Origin of the sequence: Pantoea sp. LMR881 (assembly GCF_027157825.1) — a bacterium.
Classification (GTDB): domain Bacteria; phylum Pseudomonadota; class Gammaproteobacteria; order Enterobacterales; family Enterobacteriaceae; genus Pantoea; species Pantoea haifensis.
In genome coordinates this window covers 3,627,805-3,646,762 of the sequence record NZ_JAPVOK010000002.1, presented here as the reverse complement: position 1 = coordinate 3,646,762, position 18,958 = coordinate 3,627,805, and the positions used below count along the sequence as shown (strand labels likewise).

At 54.4% G+C, this 18,958-nt stretch carries 7 protein-coding genes and 6 pseudogenes; 11 read left to right on the top strand and 2 right to left on the bottom strand.

All coding sequences use genetic code 11. The features are described 5' to 3' along the window. Positions 1-9: 9 nt before the first annotated feature. Positions 10-1,353 carry a carbohydrate porin gene (locus O3W44_RS18910; protein ID WP_269294248.1) on the bottom strand — a complete coding sequence of 448 codons (1,344 nt, stop codon included), beginning with the start codon at positions 1,351-1,353 and terminating at the stop codon, positions 10-12. 201 nt (positions 1,354-1,554) lie between these two features. Beyond that, positions 1,555-2,512, bottom strand: a pseudogene (locus O3W44_RS18905) (aldo/keto reductase). Between the two features lie 239 nt (positions 2,513-2,751). On the opposite strand from O3W44_RS18905, the pseudogene O3W44_RS18900 reads away from it, so the two are divergent. The 11 genes and pseudogenes from O3W44_RS18900 (at position 2,752) to O3W44_RS18855 (ending at position 18,928) form a co-directional block, all read left to right on the top strand. Continuing rightward, positions 2,752-3,980, top strand: a pseudogene (locus O3W44_RS18900) (MdtA/MuxA family multidrug efflux RND transporter periplasmic adaptor subunit). After that, positions 3,980-6,207 (top strand): annotated as a pseudogene (locus O3W44_RS18895) (efflux RND transporter permease subunit). Before O3W44_RS18900 ends, O3W44_RS18895 begins: the two co-directional pseudogenes overlap by 1 nt. Next, positions 6,194-7,102: an efflux RND transporter permease subunit gene (locus O3W44_RS25035; RefSeq protein ID WP_442954652.1), complete on the top strand. Its 909-nt coding sequence runs from the start codon at positions 6,194-6,196 to the stop codon at positions 7,100-7,102. The pseudogene O3W44_RS18895 and the gene O3W44_RS25035 overlap by 14 nt, the downstream one beginning before the upstream one ends. Next, positions 7,099-10,170, top strand: a complete 3,072-nt coding sequence (gene mdtC, locus O3W44_RS18890; protein ID WP_269294247.1) for a multidrug efflux RND transporter permease subunit MdtC — start codon at positions 7,099-7,101, stop codon at positions 10,168-10,170. The genes O3W44_RS25035 and mdtC overlap by 4 nt, the downstream gene beginning before the upstream one ends. Positions 10,171-10,261: 91 nt before the next feature. Next, positions 10,262-11,669, top strand: a pseudogene (mdtD, locus tag O3W44_RS18885) (multidrug transporter subunit MdtD). Further along, positions 11,666-13,053: pseudogene (baeS, locus tag O3W44_RS18880) on the top strand (two-component system sensor histidine kinase BaeS). Before mdtD ends, baeS begins: the two co-directional pseudogenes overlap by 4 nt. 6 nt (positions 13,054-13,059) lie before the next feature. Further along, on the top strand, positions 13,060-13,767 hold the full coding sequence (baeR, locus tag O3W44_RS18875) for a two-component system response regulator BaeR (RefSeq protein ID WP_269294246.1): 708 nt from the start codon (positions 13,060-13,062) through the stop codon (positions 13,765-13,767). 129 nt (positions 13,768-13,896) lie between these two features. Beyond that, the gene (gene trhP / locus O3W44_RS18870) at positions 13,897-15,282 is read left to right on the top strand and encodes a prephenate-dependent tRNA uridine(34) hydroxylase TrhP (protein ID WP_269294245.1); all 1,386 of its coding nucleotides are present in this window, start codon (positions 13,897-13,899) and stop codon (positions 15,280-15,282) included. A 212-nt stretch (positions 15,283-15,494) separates the two neighbouring features. Next, entirely contained in the window at positions 15,495-16,394 is a 900-nt protein-coding gene (gene yegS, locus O3W44_RS18865; RefSeq protein ID WP_269294244.1) for a lipid kinase YegS, read from the top strand. A gap of 162 nt (positions 16,395-16,556) precedes the next feature. Further along, positions 16,557-17,567: a Zn-dependent oxidoreductase gene (locus tag O3W44_RS18860; protein ID WP_269294488.1), complete on the top strand. Its 1,011-nt coding sequence runs from the start codon at positions 16,557-16,559 to the stop codon at positions 17,565-17,567. Positions 17,568-17,645: 78 nt separating this feature from the next. Further along, positions 17,646-18,928, top strand: a pseudogene (locus O3W44_RS18855) (MFS transporter). Positions 18,929-18,958: the final 30 nt, after the last annotated feature.

Here is an 18,958-nt window from a genome sequence, read left to right as displayed (position 1 = left end):
GACTTCCCTTTAAAAGGCAATATTCGCGCTGATACCGCCAATAAACGCATCTTTCACTTCACTCACCGCACCCGGTGCCGTGACGTATTGCAGGTTTGGACGCAGCGACATCCAGTTCGTTACTTTCGCGTTGTAGTAAACTTCGTAGTTGTACTCTGAACCTTCCTGAATCGGCAGATAGGTCGGGCTGTCGAAGTCGGTCTCACCATTAGCCGCATTTTGCTGGCGCAGCGAACGGGTATAGTCACTGTTTACGTGAATACGCGCTGCGCCGACCCCAATCTCATCGTTCGGACGCGCATCAAACGGCCCTTTCCAGGTCAATGCGATCGATTGATAGTTATCGGTTTTGGACGTTTTATGATCGTTCATCACCGCCTGTACGCGCACGCCTAAACCGCGATTCACGTCGCCATCTTGTGCCGTCAACTGCTGTTGCAGCAGCACATAGCCGCCATAGGCGTGATCTTTCTCCTGATAAGCGCCGTCGCGCCAGCTGCCATACACATCGCCGTTGGCAGAAGAGTAGTAATAGCCCAGGCGGTAGTTACCCGGCAGCTTCTCTGGACCAAAAGTGGGTGTCCAGCCCAGTTCAACCGGCACCATATTGCCTTCTGAATTGCTGGTATCGAGGCGGAAACCGTCACCGCGATCGTAATTAGCACGGTTTTGATTATAAAAACCCACCTGCAGGAAGAGTTCTGGCGTGACGTTCAGCTTGATGCGCCCGCCCCACTGCGATACCGGCCAGTTAAACCAGCGATCGCCGCGCCAGTTACCCGCCTGCCCGCTACCCAGCGCCAGGTTCTGGAACAGGTTGCCGTCAAAGTTATCAAAGTCTTCACCCACGGTTACACGTCCGGCTTTGATATCCACCACGTTGTCGAAAAAGCCTTTGCGTAACCAAAACTGCGTCAGACGCCAGGTTTGTCCACGCCCGTAAACTTCCTGAACCGATGACAGCATCCCGGTGCGTTTGTCAGCAACCTGATCGGAGAGGTTTTGTCCGTCACGGTTGGTTATCGTCATCTGAAATTCGCCATCCTGCCAGTTAAGCAACTTCTCCAGATTGAAGTTTGTGCCAAATGACCACTGGTCGCTGTAGCGCATGGTGGTATTGGTGTCTGCCCCGCCGCCTAAATTTGCGGCGCTTTCCATGGTGTAATTAACGTCGAATTTGATGCCATCGTTCTGAAGCTGCGTTCGGTAGCCGCCCCAGTCGCCAAACATCCATTCAGAATCGGGACTCAGCGCATCGGCCGCCAGTACCGACCCGCTTAGCATGGTAAACATCAGAGCGCCGCTTGCCACGCGACGCAGCGGAAAATACTGCACTGCTTTTTTGTTTTTCATAGAGATTATCTTTATCAGGAAATAACCGGCAGAGGATAAGACTGACAAAAGGGAAATATTTATAAAATGGTGCGCACACCCTCGCGTAGTACCGGTTTGATTGTATAAATGTGAGAGAGATCGCTGACTGGACATTCTTTTTTGTTCAATGCGCACGTATTGCCCTGCGCATAAAAAAGGCGCAAGCGCCCCGCGTGTTAATTAATTGCTGGCCTGGGTCAGGTGATCGATCTCCTGCTGCGTCAGTTTTAGCGCCATCGCACCCGTCAAATCATCCAGTTGTTGCAGTGACGTTGCACTCACAATAGGCGCAGTAATGCCCGGCCGGGCAATTTGCCACGCCAGCGCCACCTGGGTTGGGGAAACCTGATGCGCGTGGCTGACCTCATCCAGTGCCGCCAGGATTTTTAACCCACGTGGGTTCAGATATTTTTCAACGACACCCTGTCCGCGTGCGCTTTTGCTCGCATCGGCTGCGCTGCGGTATTTGCCGCTTAAAAACCGCTGGCAAGGGAGTAGTAATTGATGACCCCTAACCCCTGTTGTCTGACGACGTTTTCCAGCTCCGCTTCATATCCTTTGCGATCGTAAAGGTTGTACTCCGGTTGCAGCGTTTCATAACGCGCCAGCCCCTGGCTTTCGCTGATTTGCAATGCTTCCTGTAAACGCGCCGCACTGTAATTCGACGCCCCGATGGCGCGCACTTTTCCCTCTTTGATTAAGCTGTCAAAGGCGCTGAGCGTCTCCGCTAACGGAGTATCTTCATCATCGCGGTGTGCCTGATAGAGATCGATGTAATCGGTTTGCAGACGACGCAAAGAATCCTCAACGGCCTGACGAATATATTGCGGTTTTAAACCGTTTTTTTCAGGTGACAGTTCCATGCCTACCTTGGTCGCCAGGACAATGCTGTCACGCTTGCCACTTTTTTAAGCCAGTGACCGATAATCATTTCTGATTCGCCGCCCTCATTACCCGGTGCCCAGCGTGAATAGACATCCGCAGTATCAATAAACCACAACCCTTTTTCTACCAGCGCATCTAACAGCGAAAACGAGGTGTTTTGATCGATTGTCCAGCCAAAAACATTGCCACCAAAGGTTAACGATGGCACTTCAATGCCGCTGTCACCTAACTGCCGGGTTTCATTTTGACGCATAATTCCTCCTTTTATCGAATCGAAACGGTTCTTTAATCAGCATAGCAAAGGGATAATTGACCTTAATGCGTATTCCGGGCGGAAGAGTGTCAGATTATGAATACTTACCCTGCTCTGACAGTTATCCTTATTTCCTTCAACTTCTGCCCGCCAGAGGCGACTACACTCTTTCGTTTGCAGGCTGGCCCTTTTATACCTGCCTCATGGGACTACAACACCGCCGGAGAGCATGAGAAACAATGACGCGACACTCCTTTGCCAAAAAATTCCTGTTTGTACTGATTGTGATTACTGCTGTGGCTGGCGCTTATTACTGGTGGCAACATCCCGCGCAGCCCGATACCGATCCCCAGGCGGAAGCAAAACCCCAGCGTGGACAAGCCCGTTCCAGTGGGCAGCGACCCTTAGCGCCGGTGCAGGCAGCCACGGCGACAACGCAGAGCGTGCCGCAATATCTCAGTGGATTAGGCACAGTCACGGCGGCGAATACCGTCACGGTGCGCAGCCGGGTAAATGGCGATTTAGTGGCACTGCATTTCAGCGAAGGCCAACAGGTTAAAGCGGGAGCGTTACTGGCAGAGATCGATCCACGTCCTTACCAGGTTGCGTTAACCCAGGCGCAGGGACAGCTGGCGAAAGATCAGGCCACGCTTGCCAATGCACGCCGCGATCTGGCGCGTTATGAAAAGCTGGCAAAAACTTCGCTGGTGTCGCAGCAGGAGCTGGATACGCAGCGTTCGCTGGTCAGTGAAACCCTGGGCACGATTAAGGCGGATCAAGGCAGCCTGGCCAGCGCACAGCTCGATCTCACCTATAGCCGCATCACCTCACCCATTGACGGCCGCGTTGGTCTGAAGCAGGTTGATGTGGGCAACTACATCACCAGCGGTGATACCACTGGCATCGTGGTGATTACGCAGACGCACCCTATCGATGTGGTTTTTAGCGTGGCGGAGAATAACATCAGCCAGATCCTTCAGGCGCAAAAAAGCGGCGATCCGCTGCTGGTTGAAGCCTGGGATCGCAGCAATCAAAACCTGATTACGCGCGGAATATTACTCAGCCTGGATAACCAGATTGATGTCACCACCGGCACGATTAAAATCAAAGCGCGTTTCGATAATCAGGATGATCTGCTGTTTCCTAACCAGTTCGTTAATGCGCGACTGAAGGTCAACACGCTGCAGGACGCGATTGTTATCCCGACTGCCGCGCTGCAAATGAGCAACGAAGGCCATTTTGTTTGGGTGGTAAACAGCGACAATCGCGTCAGTAAAAAAAGCGTGAAGGCGGGTTTGCAGGACAGTCAAAAAGTGGTGATTACCGCCGGACTGAATGCAGGTGAGCGCGTGGTCACTGACGGACTTGATCGCCTGACGGAAGGCGTGAAAGTCGAGGTGGTCGCCCCCAAAGCACGGCGACCACCAACAGCCGCGCAACATTACCGTCACAGGGAGAGCGCAAGTAATGCAGGTCATGCCTCCTGATGGCAGCGGCGGGCCGTCACGCCAGTTTATTCTGCGCCCGGTCGCCACCACGCTGCTCATGATCGCCATTTTACTGGCGGGTGTGCTGGGCTATCGCTTTTTACCGGTTTCGGCACTACCTGAAGTCGATTACCCCACTATACAGGTGGTCACGCTCTACCCTGGCGCCAGCCCGGATGTGATGACATCCGCGATTACCGCGCCGCTGGAGCGACAGTTCGGTCAGATGTCAGGTTTGAAGCAGATGGCATCGCAGAGTTCAGGCGGTGCTTCGGTGGTGACGCTGCAATTTCAGCTTAATCTGTCACTGGATGTCGCTGAACAGGAAGTGCAGGCTGCGATCAACTCCGCGACAAATCTGCTGCCTGATGATTTGCCTAATCCTCCGGTGTACAGCAAAGTCAATCCTGCCGACCCGCCAATCATGACGCTGGCGGTGACCACCAGCAGCATGCCCCTGACGCAGGTTCAGGACATGGTGGAAACACGTGTTGCACAAAAAATTTCTCAGGTTTCGGGGGTGGGTCTGGTTACTCTGTCGGGGGTCAGCGCCCGGCGGTGCGGGTAAAAATGAATGCCCAGGCGCTTGCAGCCCTTGGACTGACCAGCGAAACGGTGCGCACGGCGATCAGCAATGCTAACGTCAATTCAGCCAAAGGCAGCCTGGATGGCCCTACCCGCTCGATTACGCTTTCTGCTAACGATCAGATGAAATCGGCAGAGGATTATCGTCAGCTGATCGTCAGTTACACCAACGGTGCGCCAGTACGGCTGGGGGATGTTGCCACCATTGAACAGGGCGCTGAAAACAGCTGGCTGGGTGCATGGGCGAACCGCGATCCCGCTATTGTTCTTAACGTTCAGCGTCAACCCGGCGCGAACATCATCGCGACGGCGGATAACATTCGCGCCATGCTGCCCGCCCTTACCGCAGCGTTACCAAAATCGGTCAATGTGCAGCTCCTGACCGATCGCACCACCAATATTCGTGCCTCTGTAAGCGATACTCAGCATGAGTTGATGCTGGCGATGGCGCTGGTGGTGATGATCATCTATCTGTTTCTGCGCAACGTGCCCGCCACAATTATTCCGGCGGTTGCCGTGCCGCTGTCGCTGATCGGCACCTTTGCCGCCATGTATTTTCTCGGTTTCTCCGTCAATAACCTGACGCTGATGGCGTTGACTATCGCAACCGGCTTCGTGGTTGATGATGCGATTGTGGTGATCGAGAACATCTCACGCTACATCGAAAAAGGGGAAAAACCGCTTACCGCCGCGCTCAAAGGCGCGGGAGAAATCGGTTTCACCATCATCTCTCTCACCTTCTCTCTGATTGCGGTACTGATCCCACTGCTGTTCATGGGCGATGTCATTGGCCGCCTGTTCCGGGAGTTCGCGGTTACGCTGGCCGTAGCGATTTTGATTTCGGGTATCGTCTCACTGACGCTGACACCCATGATGTGCGCACGTATGCTCAGTGCTGAATCGCTGCGCAGGCAGAACCGTTTTTCGCGCGCCAGCGAAGCGATGTTTGAACGCATCATTGCCCGGTATGGCCGTGGATTAACCAAAATCCTTAATCATCCGTGGCTCACTCTGTCAGTGGCCATTAGCACGCTGGGACTCACAATATTGTTGTGGATAGTGATCCCCAAAGGTTTCTTCCCGCAGCAGGACAACAGTATTATTCAGGGGACATTACAGGCACCGCAATCGGTCTCTTACGCCAGTATGGCGCAGCGCACCCGGGATGTGGCGTCGGTTATCATGAAAGATCCGGCGGTACAAAGTCTGACGTCGTTTGTGGGCGTTGACGGCACCAATGCCGCGTTGAACAGTGCGCGTTTGCAGATCAATCTGAAGCCGCTCAGCGAACGTGACGATCGCATTCCTGAAGTGCAACAGCGTTTACAACAGCAGGTCAGTCAGCTCCCCGGCGTTCAGTTGTGGCTGCAAGCGGTACAGGATTTAACCATTGAAACGCAGGCCAGCCGCACGCCTTATCAGTTCACGCTACAGTCGGGATCGCTGGAATCACTCAGCACCTGGGTACCGGCGCTGCTGGGCGAGCTGAATAAACTTCCGCAACTGCGTGATGTCAGCAGCAACTGGCAGGATCAGGGGCTTGAAGCCTATGTGAATGTCGATCGCGCCAGTGCCAGCCGCCTAGGTATTAGCATGGCTGACGTGGATAATGCCCTTTTATAATGCCTTCGGTCAGCGCCTGATCTCAACCATTTATACCCAGGCTAATCAGTATCGGGTCGTGCTGGAACAGGACACCAGCGCCACGCCGGGACTTGAAAGCCTGGACGGCATTCGCCTCGCCAGCAGCGAAGGTGGCAGCGTACCGCTGAGCGCGATTGCCAGCATCGGGCAGCGCCATACACCGCTCAGCGTGAGCCACCTTGATCAATTCCCTTCAGCCACTTTCTCTTTTGACGTTGCGGAGGGTTATTCACTGGAAGATGCGGTAAAAGCGATCTCACAAGCTGAAGCGCAGTCAGGTATGCCCGCCGAGGTAATGACGCAGTTCCAGGGCAGTACGCTGGCGTTTGAAGCGGCGCTCAGTAGCACTATCTGGCTGATTGTCGCGGCGATCGTGGCGATGTACATCGTACTCGGCGTGCTGTACGAAAGCTTTATTCACCCCATAACCATTCTTTCAACGCTGCCCACGGCGGGTGTCGGCGCGCTGCTGGCGCTGCTGTTAAGCGGTAACGAACTCGATATTGTCGCTATCATCGGGATTATTTTGCTGATCGGTATCGTAAAAAAGAACGCCATCATGATGATTGACTTTGCGCTGGCAGCCGAGCGTGAGCAAGGTATGTCACCCTATGATGCGATCTATCAGGCCTGTCTGCTGCGTTTCCGGCCCATATTGATGACCACGCTGGCGGCGCTGTTCGGCGCATTGCCGCTGATGCTGAGTACCGGCACCGGTGCAGAATTACGTCATCCACTGGGTATCGCCATGGTCGGCGGCCTGATCCTCAGTCAGATCCTGACGCTGTTCACGACGCCGGTGATCTATCTGCTGTTTGATCGCCTGGCCCATGCGACGCGGCGCCGTTTTCGTCGGGCGGAGGCTGAGGGGTGAAATTCTTCGCACTGTTCATTCACCGGCCGGTTGCCACAACGCTGCTGACTATCGCTATTGCGCTGGCGGGGATTCTGGGTTTTCGCCTGCTGCCCGTGGCACCGCTGCCCCAGGTCGATTTCCCAGTCATCGTGATTTCGGCCTCACTGCCTGGCGCATCACCTGAAACAATGGCGTCATCAGTTGCAACGCCACTGGAGCGTTCACTGGGGCGCATCGCTGGCGTCAGCGAAATGACCTCCACCAGTTCGCTGGGCAGTACCCGTATCATTCTGGTGCTTGATTTTGACCGCGACATTAACGGCGCGGCGCGCGACGTGCAGGCTGCGATCAACGCGGCGCAAAGCCTGTTGCCCACCGGCATGCCGAGCCGCCCAACCTATCGCAAAGCCAACCCGTCTGATGCGCCGATCATGATCCTGACGCTCACCTCAGACGTTTATAATCCGGGTCAGCTCTATGATTACGCTTCCACGCAACTTGCGCAGAAGCTGTCGCAAATTGAAGGTGTGGGTGATGTCACCGTCGGCGGCAGTTCGCTACCCGCAGTGCGCGTGGCGCTTAATCCCCAGGCGCTGTTCAGTCAGGGTGTCTCGCTGGATGCGGTACGTGAAACCATTTCCAACGCCAATCAGCGTCGCCCTCAGGGTGCGGTGGAGGATGGACAACAGCGTTGGCAACTGCGCACCAATGATGCGTTACAAAGCGCCAGTGAGTATCGGCCCCTAATCGTTCACTACAATAATGGCGCGGCGGTGACGTTAGCGGATGTCGCCAGCGTTGAAGATTCGGTCCAGGATGTGCGCAATGCCGGGATGTCGCAAGGAAAACCGGCGGTACTGCTGGTGGTGCGCAAAACCCCCGAAGCCAACGTCATTGACACGGTGGATCGCATTCGTGCTGCGTTACCTGCGCTGCATGAGGTGATCCCTGCGGCGATCAATCTTGAGGTGGCACAGGATCGCTCGCCAACCATTCGTGCATCGCTGCATGAAGTTGAGCAGTCGCTGGTGATTGCGGTGGCGCTGGTGATTCTGGTGGTCTTTGCTTTTTTGCGCTCTGGCCGCGCCACGCTGATCCCGGCGGCGGCAGTCCCCGTTTCGCTGATTGGTACGTTCGCGGCGATGTATCTGTGCGGCTTTAGCCTGAATAACCTGTCGCTGATGGCCCTGACTATCGCGACCGGTTTTGTGGTTGACGACGCCATCGTGGTGCTGGAAAACATTGCGCGTCATGTGGAGGCGGGCATGAAGCCGCTGTCAGCGGCGTTGAAAGGGGTGCAGGAAGTCGGCTTTACCGTGCTGTCGATGAGTTTATCGCTGATTGCCGTCTTCCTGCCGCTGGTGATGACTGGTGGCCTGATTGGGCGCTTTTTTGCCGAGTTTGCCATTACCCTCTCTGTCGCGATTGCTATCTCGCTGTTTGTCTCCGTCACCCTGACCCCCATGATGTGCGCTTACCTGCTAAAACCGCATGCCCCTCGCAGCCAGCCGCGTCGACGTGGCGCAGGCCGAATGCTGCTCGCCTTGCAGCAAGGTTATGGCCGTTCGCTGAGCTGGGTATTCGGTCATGCACGCTGGGTATTACTGCTGCTGTTTGGCACCGTGATACTGACCGTATGGCTCTTTATTAACATCCCAAAAACCTTCATGCCGGAACAGGATACCGGCCGCCTTTCTGGCTTTATCTCTGCCGATCAGAGCATTTCGTTTCAGGCGATGCGCGGTAAATTGCAGGATTTCATGGAAATCGTCGGGGCGGATCCGGCGGTAGAGAGCGTGGTGGGCTTTACAGGCGGTCAGCGTACCAACAGCGGTTCGATGTTTATCTCGCTGAAGCCGCTGTCCGCGCGTAAAGAAAGCGCACAAGAGGTGATTACCCGACTACGCGGTAAGCTGGCAAAAGAGCCTGGCGCGAATTTATACCTCAACGCCGTACAGGATCTGCGCGTGGGTGGACGCGAATCGAATGCCAGCTATCAGTATTCCCTGCTGTCAGATGATTTAAACGATTTGCGCACCTGGGAGCCACGGATCCGTCAGGCTTTCGCCGCCCTGCCGGAATTAGCGGATGTGAACTCCGATCAGCAGGACAAAGGCAGTGAAATGGCGCTCACTTACGATCGTGAAAGCATGGCGCGCCTCGGCATTGATGTTTCCGAGGCTAATGCCTTGCTGAATAACGCGTTTGGGCAGCGGCAAATCTCCACCATTTATCAGCCATTAAACCAGTACAAAGTGGTGATGGAGGTCGATCCGCGCTATACCCAGGATATCAGCGCACTGGAGCAGATGTTTGTTATCAATAGCGAAGGTAAAGCGATTCCGCTGTCGTGGTTCGCTAAATGGCAGCCTGCAAATGCCCCGCTGTCGGTTAATCATGAAGGCTTGTCGGCCGCCTCTACCCTCTCGTTTAACCTGCCGGACGGCGTGCCGCTGTCGCAGGCGTCAGCCGCAATCGAGCGTACCATGACCGCGCTCGGCGTTCCTCCCAGCGTGCGCGGCAGTTTTGCCGGTACTGCGCAGGTATTTCAGCAATCGCAAAACAGTCAGGTTTGGTTGATGCTGGCCGCCATTGTCGCGGTCTATATCGTGCTGGGTATTCTCTATGAAAGCTACGTACATCCGTTAACCATACTCTCCACCCTGCCCTCGGCTGGCGTGGGCGCGCTGCTGGCGCTGGAATTATTTGATACGCCCTTTAGTCTGATTGCGCTGATTGGCATTCTGTTGCTGATTGGCATCGTTAAAAAGAACGCCATCATGATGGTCGACTTTGCGCTTGAGGCTGAACGGAACGGCAACCTGAGCGCCCGTGAGGCGATTTTTCAGGCCTGCCTGCTGCGCTTCCGTCCCATATTGATGACCACACTGGCCGCCCTGTTTGGCGCACTGCCGCTGGTGCTGACCAGCGGCGACGGTGCGGAGCTGCGTCAACCGCTCGGCATCACCATTGCAGGCGGGTTAGTGATGAGCCAGCTGTTAACGCTCTACACGACACCGGTTGTGTATCTGGCGATGGATAAGCTGCGGCGCAAAAAAAAACGCAGCGTGTTGATAGCAGAATAGTCGCAGTGCCGATTTTTTCGTTACGCGCGCAGATTAATGTTCGAAACCCGTTTTGCGCTGTAAAACCAGTGCTCGTTAAAGGAAATATGCCATGAGTATGCAAAACACGATGGTGCGCTGGCAACTCTGGATTGTCGCGTTCGGTTTCTTTATGCAGACGCTGGATACCACCATCGTCAACACGGCGATTCCGGCGATGGCACGCGATTTGGGCGTCAGTCCGCTGCATATGCACTCAGTGATCGTTTCTTACGTCTTAACGGTTGCGGTGACGCTGCCGCTCAGCGGCTGGCTGGCCGATCGCTTTGGCGTACGCAATATTTTCTTTACCGCCATTGTGCTGTTCAGCCTGGGCTCGTTGCTGTGCGCATTTTCCGCCACGCTGAATCAGCTGGTAATGGCGCGTGTCGTGCAGGGCATTGGCGGTGCGATGATGGTGCCGGTCGGGCGGTTAACCGTGATGAAAATCGTGCCGCGCGAGCAATATATGTCGGCAATGACGTTCGTGACGCTGCCGGGGCAGATTGGTCCGCTGCTGGGCCCGGTCCTGGGCGGCGTATTGGTAGAGTACGCCAGCTGGCACTGGATCTTCCTGATTAATATTCCGGTCGGCATTGTGGGGGCAATTGCAACCCTCAAACTGATGCCGAACTATTCGATGCAAACCCGTCGCTTTGACTTTTCTGGTTTTGTGCTGCTGGCGGTGGGAATGGCAACGCTCACCCTCGCCCTTGACGGTCAGCGCGGCAGTGGAGGGTCGCCGCTGCTGCCCGGTGCGATGATCCTGACAGGTTTCTTCTCGCTGTTATTCTATCTGATGCATGCTCGCGGCAATGAAAGCGCACTGTTCAGCCTCAAACTCTTTGCCAATCGTACCTATTCTGTTGGCCTGCTTGGCAGCTTTACTGGTCGTATCGGCAGCGGCATGTTGCCCTTTATGACGCCTATTTTTTTACAGGTCGGCATGGGTTACAGCCCGTTCCATGCAGGCCTGATGATGATCCCGATGGTGCTCGGTAACATGGGGAATGAAACGCATCGTGGTGCGTATCGTCAATCTGTTTGGTTACCGCCTTGTGCTGGTTGGCTCCACCGTCGCGCTGGCGCTGGTGGTGCTGCTCTTCCCGCTGGTGGCGATGATGGGCTGGATTTGGCTGCTGCCGCTGGTGTTGCTGCTACAAGGCATGGTCAATGCGATTCGCTTTTCCTCAATGAATACCCTGACGCTGAAAGAATTGCTGGATGAACTCGCCTCCAGCGGTAACAGCCTGCTCTCTATGATCATGCAGTTGTCGATGAGTATCGGCGTCACTATTGCCGGTTTGCTGCTCGGTGCCTTAGGCCAGGACAGCCTGTATGACAGCGCAGCAAGTCATCAAATGTTTATTTACACCTACTTGTGCATGGCAGTGATTATCATTCTGCCTGCCCTGATATTTTGGCGTGTTCCTAAAGAAATGAGTAAAAATGTCGACCTGCGTCGCCGGAGAAGTCAATGAAATCCTTTTTGCGTCCGGGCATTGGCGCCAAGCTGTTTATCGCGATTTTTTCAACCTGCATGCTAGTGTTAATCACCATGCACTGGGGGTACGCCTGAGCTTTGAGCATGGCTTTGTTGATTACATCAAGCGCGGCAATCAGCAGCGGTTAAGCATGCTGAGCGACGCCCTGGCCGATCAGTATGAACAGCATGGCAACTGGGATTTTCTGCGCCATAATGACCGGCTGGTGTTCAACATCCTGCGCTCGCTGGAACAGAATCCCGATAGCAATAACCAGCTTCCACCGCACGGCTGGCGCACCCAGTTCTGGATTATTGATCAACAGTTTAAAGTCATGGTGGGTCCGCGCTCTCCCGTACCGCCCGAAGGTTCTCGTCGCAACATAACCCTGAGTAACGGCAAAATCGTAGGCTGGGTCATAGGCTCGCCACCTGAACGCCTGACGCGCAGCACCGACATTAATTTTGATCAGCAGCAAAGGCGTACCAGTTGGTACATTGTGGGCTTATCAACCCTGTTAGCGGCTCTGGTCACCTGGCTGATTGCACGCGGCCTGCTGGCGCCGGTCAAGCGGCTGGTGGATGGCACCCATCATTTGGCTGCCGGCAATTTTGCCAGCCGGGTAGAAGTGAGCAGCCACGATGAGCTGGGCCAGCTGGCGCAGGATTTTAACCGTCTCGCCAGTTCGCTGGAGAAGAATGAGAGTATGCGCCGCGCCTTTATGGCTGATATCTCTCATGAGTTGCGCACGCCTTTGGCTATTTTGCGTGGTGAACTGGAGGCGATGCAGGATGGCGTGCGCAAACTCACGCCGGAAGCGATCGGTTCGCTGCAAAGTGAAGTGGTGGTGCTGACGAAGCTGGTGGATGATTTGCATCAGTTATCGCTTTCCGATGAAGGGGCGCTCGCTTACCGCAAACAAGCGACCGATCTGGTGCAGCTACTGGAAGTCACAGCGGGCAGTTTTGCCGAGCGTTATCGCTCGCACGGTTTACATCTGACACTGAACCTGCCGGAAAATGCGCCCTTCTTTGGCGATCCCGATCGCCTGATGCAGCTTTTCACTAACCTGCTGGAGAACAGCCTGCGCTATACCGATACGGGTGGCACGGTTCAGGTGCGGGTCTGGTATGAATCGCCTGACTGGGTGCTGACCTTTGATGACAGCGCACCGGGTGTCGATGGCGAATATCAGGCACAAATCTTTGAGCGGTTTTTCCGTACCGAAGGTTCACGCAACCGCGCAAGTGGCGGATCTGGCCTGGGGTTAGCGATCTGTAAAAACATCGCCGATGCGCATGACGGGCATATTTCTGCAGAGCACTCTGATTTAGGTGGCCTGAAAATCACGCTACAATTGCGTTATGTTCCTTTTACGTAGCTGAATATGAACCCGGAAAACCAGGATCCGCTGATTCTTATTGTGGAAGATGAGCCGAAGCTGGCTCAGTTAATGATCGATTATCTGCAGGCGTCTAACTACCGAACGCATCACCTTGCGCGCGGTGACGAGGTACTGAGCTATCTGCATCAGTCACCGCCTGACTTACTGCTGCTGGACTTAATGCTGCCGGGTACGGATGGCCTCACGCTGTGTCGTGAAATTCGCCGCTTTTCCGAATTACCCATCATTATGGTCACTGCGCGCACCGAAGAGATTGATCGGCTGCTGGGGCTGGAGATTGGCGCTGACGACTATATCTGCAAGCCTTTCAGCCCACGCGAAGTCGTGGCGCGGGTTAAAACCATTTTGCGACGCGTGAAGCGGTCGCCCGAAGAGGCGCAAAAAGCGTCACCGCTGAAAATCGATGAAGGTCGTTTTCAGGCTAGCTGGCGTGAACAGCCGCTCGATCTGACGCCCGCTGAGTTTCGCTTGCTGAAAACTCTGTCGTTAGAGCCGGGAAAAGTCTTTTCCCGCGAGCAGTTGCTGAATCACCTTTATGATGATTACCGCGTCGTTACCGATCGCACCATCGACAGTCATATTAAAAATCTGCGCCGCAAACTGGAAAGCCTTGATGACGAGCAGCCGTTTATCCGCGCCGTGTATGGCATGGGCTATCGTTGGGAAGCCGACGCCTGCCATTTGATTTAGATTGATGTAGATCAATTTACCTCAGGCTTTTCACAGCCTACAATTCCGCACCTTTTACAGGGCCGTTTGCCCGGCCACTGTACCTGCCGCTCTTCAGCGGCATACTGACCTGACATCAGTGAGAACAACATGAAACCAGAACTGCTTTCTCCAGCGGGAACGCTGAAGAATATGCGTTATGCCTTTGCTTATGGTGCTGACGCAGTGTATGCCGGTCAGCCTCGTTACAGCCTGCGGGTACGCAACAACGAATTTACCCATGAGAACCTTGCGAAAGGCATTAACGAAGCCCACGCGCTCGGTAAAAAATTCTATGTCGTCGTTAACATTGCCCCGCATAACGCCAAGCTCAAAACCTTTATTCGGGACTTAACCCCAATTATTGAAATGCAACCCGATGCCCTGATCATGTCTGATCCGGGCCTGATCATGCTGGTGCGCGACGCTTTTCCCCGGATGCCCATTCATCTTTCTGTGCAAGCCAATGCCGTCAACTGGGCAACGGTAAAATTCTGGCAGCAGATGGGACTGACGCGCGTGATCCTTTCTCGCGAGCTGTCGCTGGAAGAGATTGCTGAGATTCGTCAGCAGGTGCCGGAAATGGAACTGGAAGTGTTTGTTCACGGTGCGCTGTGCATGGCCTATTCTGGCCGCTGCCTGCTTTCCGGTTATATGAACAAACGCGACCCGAATCAGGGAACCTGCACTAACGCCTGCCGCTGGGAATACAAGGCAGAAGAAGGCAGGCAGGACGAGATCGGCAATATTGTTGAAATGCATCAGCCGTTAACCGTGCAGGCGACTGCGCCTACCCTCGGCGTGGGTCAGCCTACCGATAAAGTCTTTCTGCTTGAAGAGAAGATGAAACCGGGCGAAGTGATGAGTGCGTTTGAAGACGAGCACGGCACTTACATTATGAACTCCAGAGATTTACGTGCCGTAGCGCACGTTGAACGCCTGAGCCAGACAGGCGTGCATTCGTTAAAAATCGAGGGGCGCACCAAATCATTTTACTATTGCGCTCGTACCGCCCAGGTTTATCGCCAGGCGATTGACGATGCCGCAGCGGGTAAACCTTTTGACCCTGCCCTGCTGGAAACGCTGGAAGGCTTAGCGCATCGTGGTTATACCGAAGGCTTTTTGCGTCGACACACGCATGACAGTTATCAAAATTACCAGCAGGGTTATTCGATATCTGAGCGGCAGCAGTTTGTCGGTGAATTTACCGGTGAGCGGCGTGGCGGCTGGGCTGAAGTGGCGGTGAAAAATAAATTCATGCTGCACGACAGTCTGAAAATTATGACGCCGTCCGGCAATCTGATCTGCACGCTGGATGCGCTACAAAATGCCCGCGAAGAGGCCATTGACGTCGCGCCGGGTGACGGGCACCGCGTCTGGTTGCACGTCCCTGAAGAGGTCGATTTGCAATTTGCGCTGCTGCTACGCAACTTCAGCAAGGGCCTGAGTACCCGCGATCCACAGGGTAAATTGTTAACCAGCGAAAATATTAAATGAAGTTAGATTAGGATCACAGACCCTGACGTTTCGCTGTTTTATAGTCGCGCCTGCTGCTAACGAGTAAAAATCAAAGCAAGTCATAACAGGAACCACCTCATTCACCCGTCCGGCTCCCCGTGCGGGTTTTCTTTTTTCTCTCTTTCACCAATAATTTTCCTGGCGTAGCTGTGCTATAAACAGCGGTATCGGCTGCTCTCTAAGGAACGGAAATGGATAAAAAATCGCTAACGCTGCTCATTCTTAATGGCAAAGGCGCAGGCAGTGATGATTTGCGTCAGGCGATCACCACCCTGCGAGATGAAGGTTTTAATATTGCAGTGCGTGTAACCTGGGAAAAAGGGGATGCCGAGCGTTTATTAAACGAAGCCGTCACGCTACAGGCAGCAACCGTAGTGGCTGGCGGAGGTGATGGCACCATTAACGAAATCGCGACGGCACTGGCAGCCATTGATGCAGCAGCGCGTCCGGTATTGGGTATTTTGCCACTCGGCACCGCGAACGATTTCGCCACCAGCGTGGGCATCCCGCAAGAGATGGAGTCTGCGCTGCGCCTGGCAATTGTGGGTAAAGCCACTGAAATAGACCTGGCTTGCGTTAATCAGACACGCTACTTCATTAATATGGCTACCGGCGGTTTTGGCACGCGCATTACCACGGAAACGCCTGAGAAACTGAAATCGGCACTGGGCGGTGTCTCCTACTTTATTCACGGTTTGATGCGTATGGACGCACTGAAACCCGATAATTGTGACATCAGCACGGCAGACTTTCACTGGCAGGGTGATGCGCTGGTTATCGGCATCGGTAATGGACGTCAGGCGGGCGGTGGTCAGCGCCTGTGCCCTACGGCATTAATCAATGATGGTCAGCTTGATATCACGATTGTCACCGCACAGGAGCTGTTGCCCACGCTGATCCACTCACTGACTGGCGATGATGAAAATCCGGGTATTGTCCGGACAAAATCACCCGCTCTTACTATCCGTTCGCCACACGAAATGACGTTTAATCTGGATGGTGAACCGCTGTCGGGACGCGAGTTTATTATTGAGATCCTGCCCGGCGCGTTGAGCTGTCGCTTACCGCCCCAGTGCCCGCTGCTGGCCTGAGTTTTCTTTCAAAAGGCAGAATAAGTCTGCCTTTTCCTTCCCCGCGCTTCGCGTTCTGGACAGTGTGATTCTGTTCACAACTCTGCTACATAAACTTGTATGGTAGTATTAATACGCGTACTTTTTCATCATTAACGCTGAGCGAAGGCTGAAAAGATGAAAATGAAAAGTGTAGTCATTGAACAACCTGGCGAACTGGTTCTGGCTGAACGCCCGCTGCCGCAGCCGGCGGCCGGTGAGGTGCGCGTCAACGTCCGGTTTGCCAGTATTTGTGGCTCAGATGTGCATATCTGGCACGGCCATAATCCCTTTGCCAACTATCCGCGCGTGATTGGTCATGAGTTTTTTGGCGTGATTGAAGCAGTCGGTGACGGCGTTGACACCGCACGATTAGGTGAGCGCGTGGCCGTCGATCCGGTCGTGAGCTGCGGGCATTGTTATCCCTGCTCAATAGGCCGCCCTAACGTCTGTAAAACGTTGCAGGTCATTGGGGTGCATCGCGACGGTGGCTTTAGCGAATATGCCGTGGCCCCGGCGAAAAATGCCTATCGCTTACCTGATTCCATTCCCGACAGGCTGGCAAGCATGGTCGAACCTTTTACCATTGCAGCTAATATCACCGCCTTTCTGCAACCACAACCGCAGGATGTCGCGCTGATTTATGGCGCAGGCCCGATGGGACTGACAGCTATTCAGGTATTAAAAGGCGTCTATAAGGTTGAGCAGGTTTTGGTGGTTGATCGTCTGCCAGAGCGGCTGGAGCTGGCGTTACAAAATGGCGCCGATCGTGTGTTTAACAATGCAGCGGTGCCGCTGGCCGCACAGCTGGAAGGACTGCAACCGACGCTGATTATCGATGCCGCCTGCCATCCCGCTATTTTAGCCGAGGCCGCTGCCCTCGCCTCGCCGGCGGCACGTATTGGCCTGCTGGGTTTTTCAGGTGAGCCGTGCAGCATTACCCAACAGAGTTTGACCAGCAAGGAGCTGTCACTGTTCACCTCAAGACTGAACAGCCATCGCTTTCCACAAGTGATTGAATGGATGGAAAAAGGGTTAATCCAGCCACAGAAGCTGGTCACGCACTATTTCCCTTTACATGACGTCGAACGCGCCATGACGCTGTTTGAAAAAGATCCACGCACCTGCTGCAAAGTCATTCTTCAGATGCCATAACCTGAACTGAACACCAGGTGTTTCTGCCGGTGCGTACCCGCCGGCCTATTACAAGTAGAAAACAGATCCGGAGTTTCTATGTTCAAGAATCTGCGCTGGACCCTCGTATTACTGCTGTTCCTTGTTTACATGATCAACTACCTCGATCGCGTCGCCCTGTCGTTGACTGTTCCGCTGGTTGAGAAAGATCTGGCGATCAATGCTGAACAGTTCGGCATGATTTTCGGCAGCTTCTTTTTGGTTATGCGTTGTTTAACTTTGTGGGTGGCCTCGCGACTGACAAGTTTGGCCCTAAAATTGTGCTGGGCGTGGCGGTCGGCGCGTGGTCAATTTTCTGTGGCATGACTGCGCTGGCGACCGGTTTCTGGTCAATGTTGATTTTGCGCGTGCTGTTTGGCATGGCGGAAGGTCCAATCTGCGCCTCAGCGAACAAAGCCATTAATGGCTGGTTCCCGAAAAAACAGGCGGCAACCGCGATGGGGTTACTCAGTGCCGGCTCGCCTTTAGGCGGTGCCGTTGCCGGGCCGATCATTGGTTATCTGGCCCTCGCCTATGGCTGGCGTCCGGCCTTTGTGATCGTCTGCTGTATTGGCCTGGTATGGATGGCCATCTGGCTGTTCTTCGCGGCAGATAATCCGGCGAAGAGCAAGTTAGTCACTGAGAAAGAGCGGGCACTGATTGATCGCATGAAAGCGGAAAACCCGAACGATGAGGCCGATCTGTCGCAAACCTCTCATGGCTTCGGCTATTACCTGCGCCAGCCCATTATCCTGGTCACGGCGTTCGCCTTCTTCTGCTACAACTACATTTTGTTCTTCTTCCTGAGCTGGTTCCCGGCCTATTTGGTACAGGCGCACGGTCTGGACATTAAAGCCATGAGTATCACCACCATGATCCCGTGGATTGTGGGATTTGTTGGCCTGGCTCTTGGCGGCTGGATTTCCGATAAAATTTTCAATATCACTGGCAAGTTGCTGTTATCACGTAAAATTGTGTTGGTGGTCTCACTGTTTGCAGCTGCCATTTGTGTTGCGCTGGCGGGTACGATAAAAGAGGTGGTCCCGGCGGTAATGATGATGTCGGTCTCGATCTTCTTTCTTTACATTACCGGTGCAATTTACTGGGCGATTATTCAGGATGTGGTACATAAAAGTCGTGTCGGCAGCATCAGTGGCTTCATCCATCTGGTCGGCAGCTTGTCCGGTATCATCGGTCCCATCGTGACGGGCTTCATCGTGCAGCACACCGGCAAATTTGACAGCGCCTTTGTGCTGGCCGGATGTGTCGCCGCCGTCGGCGCATTCCTGGTACTGTTTGTCATTCGTAGTCCGAAAACCCACAAAAATCCGGTTTCGGTTTAATCCTCTCGTCGTTAACGGGGCGCATGACGC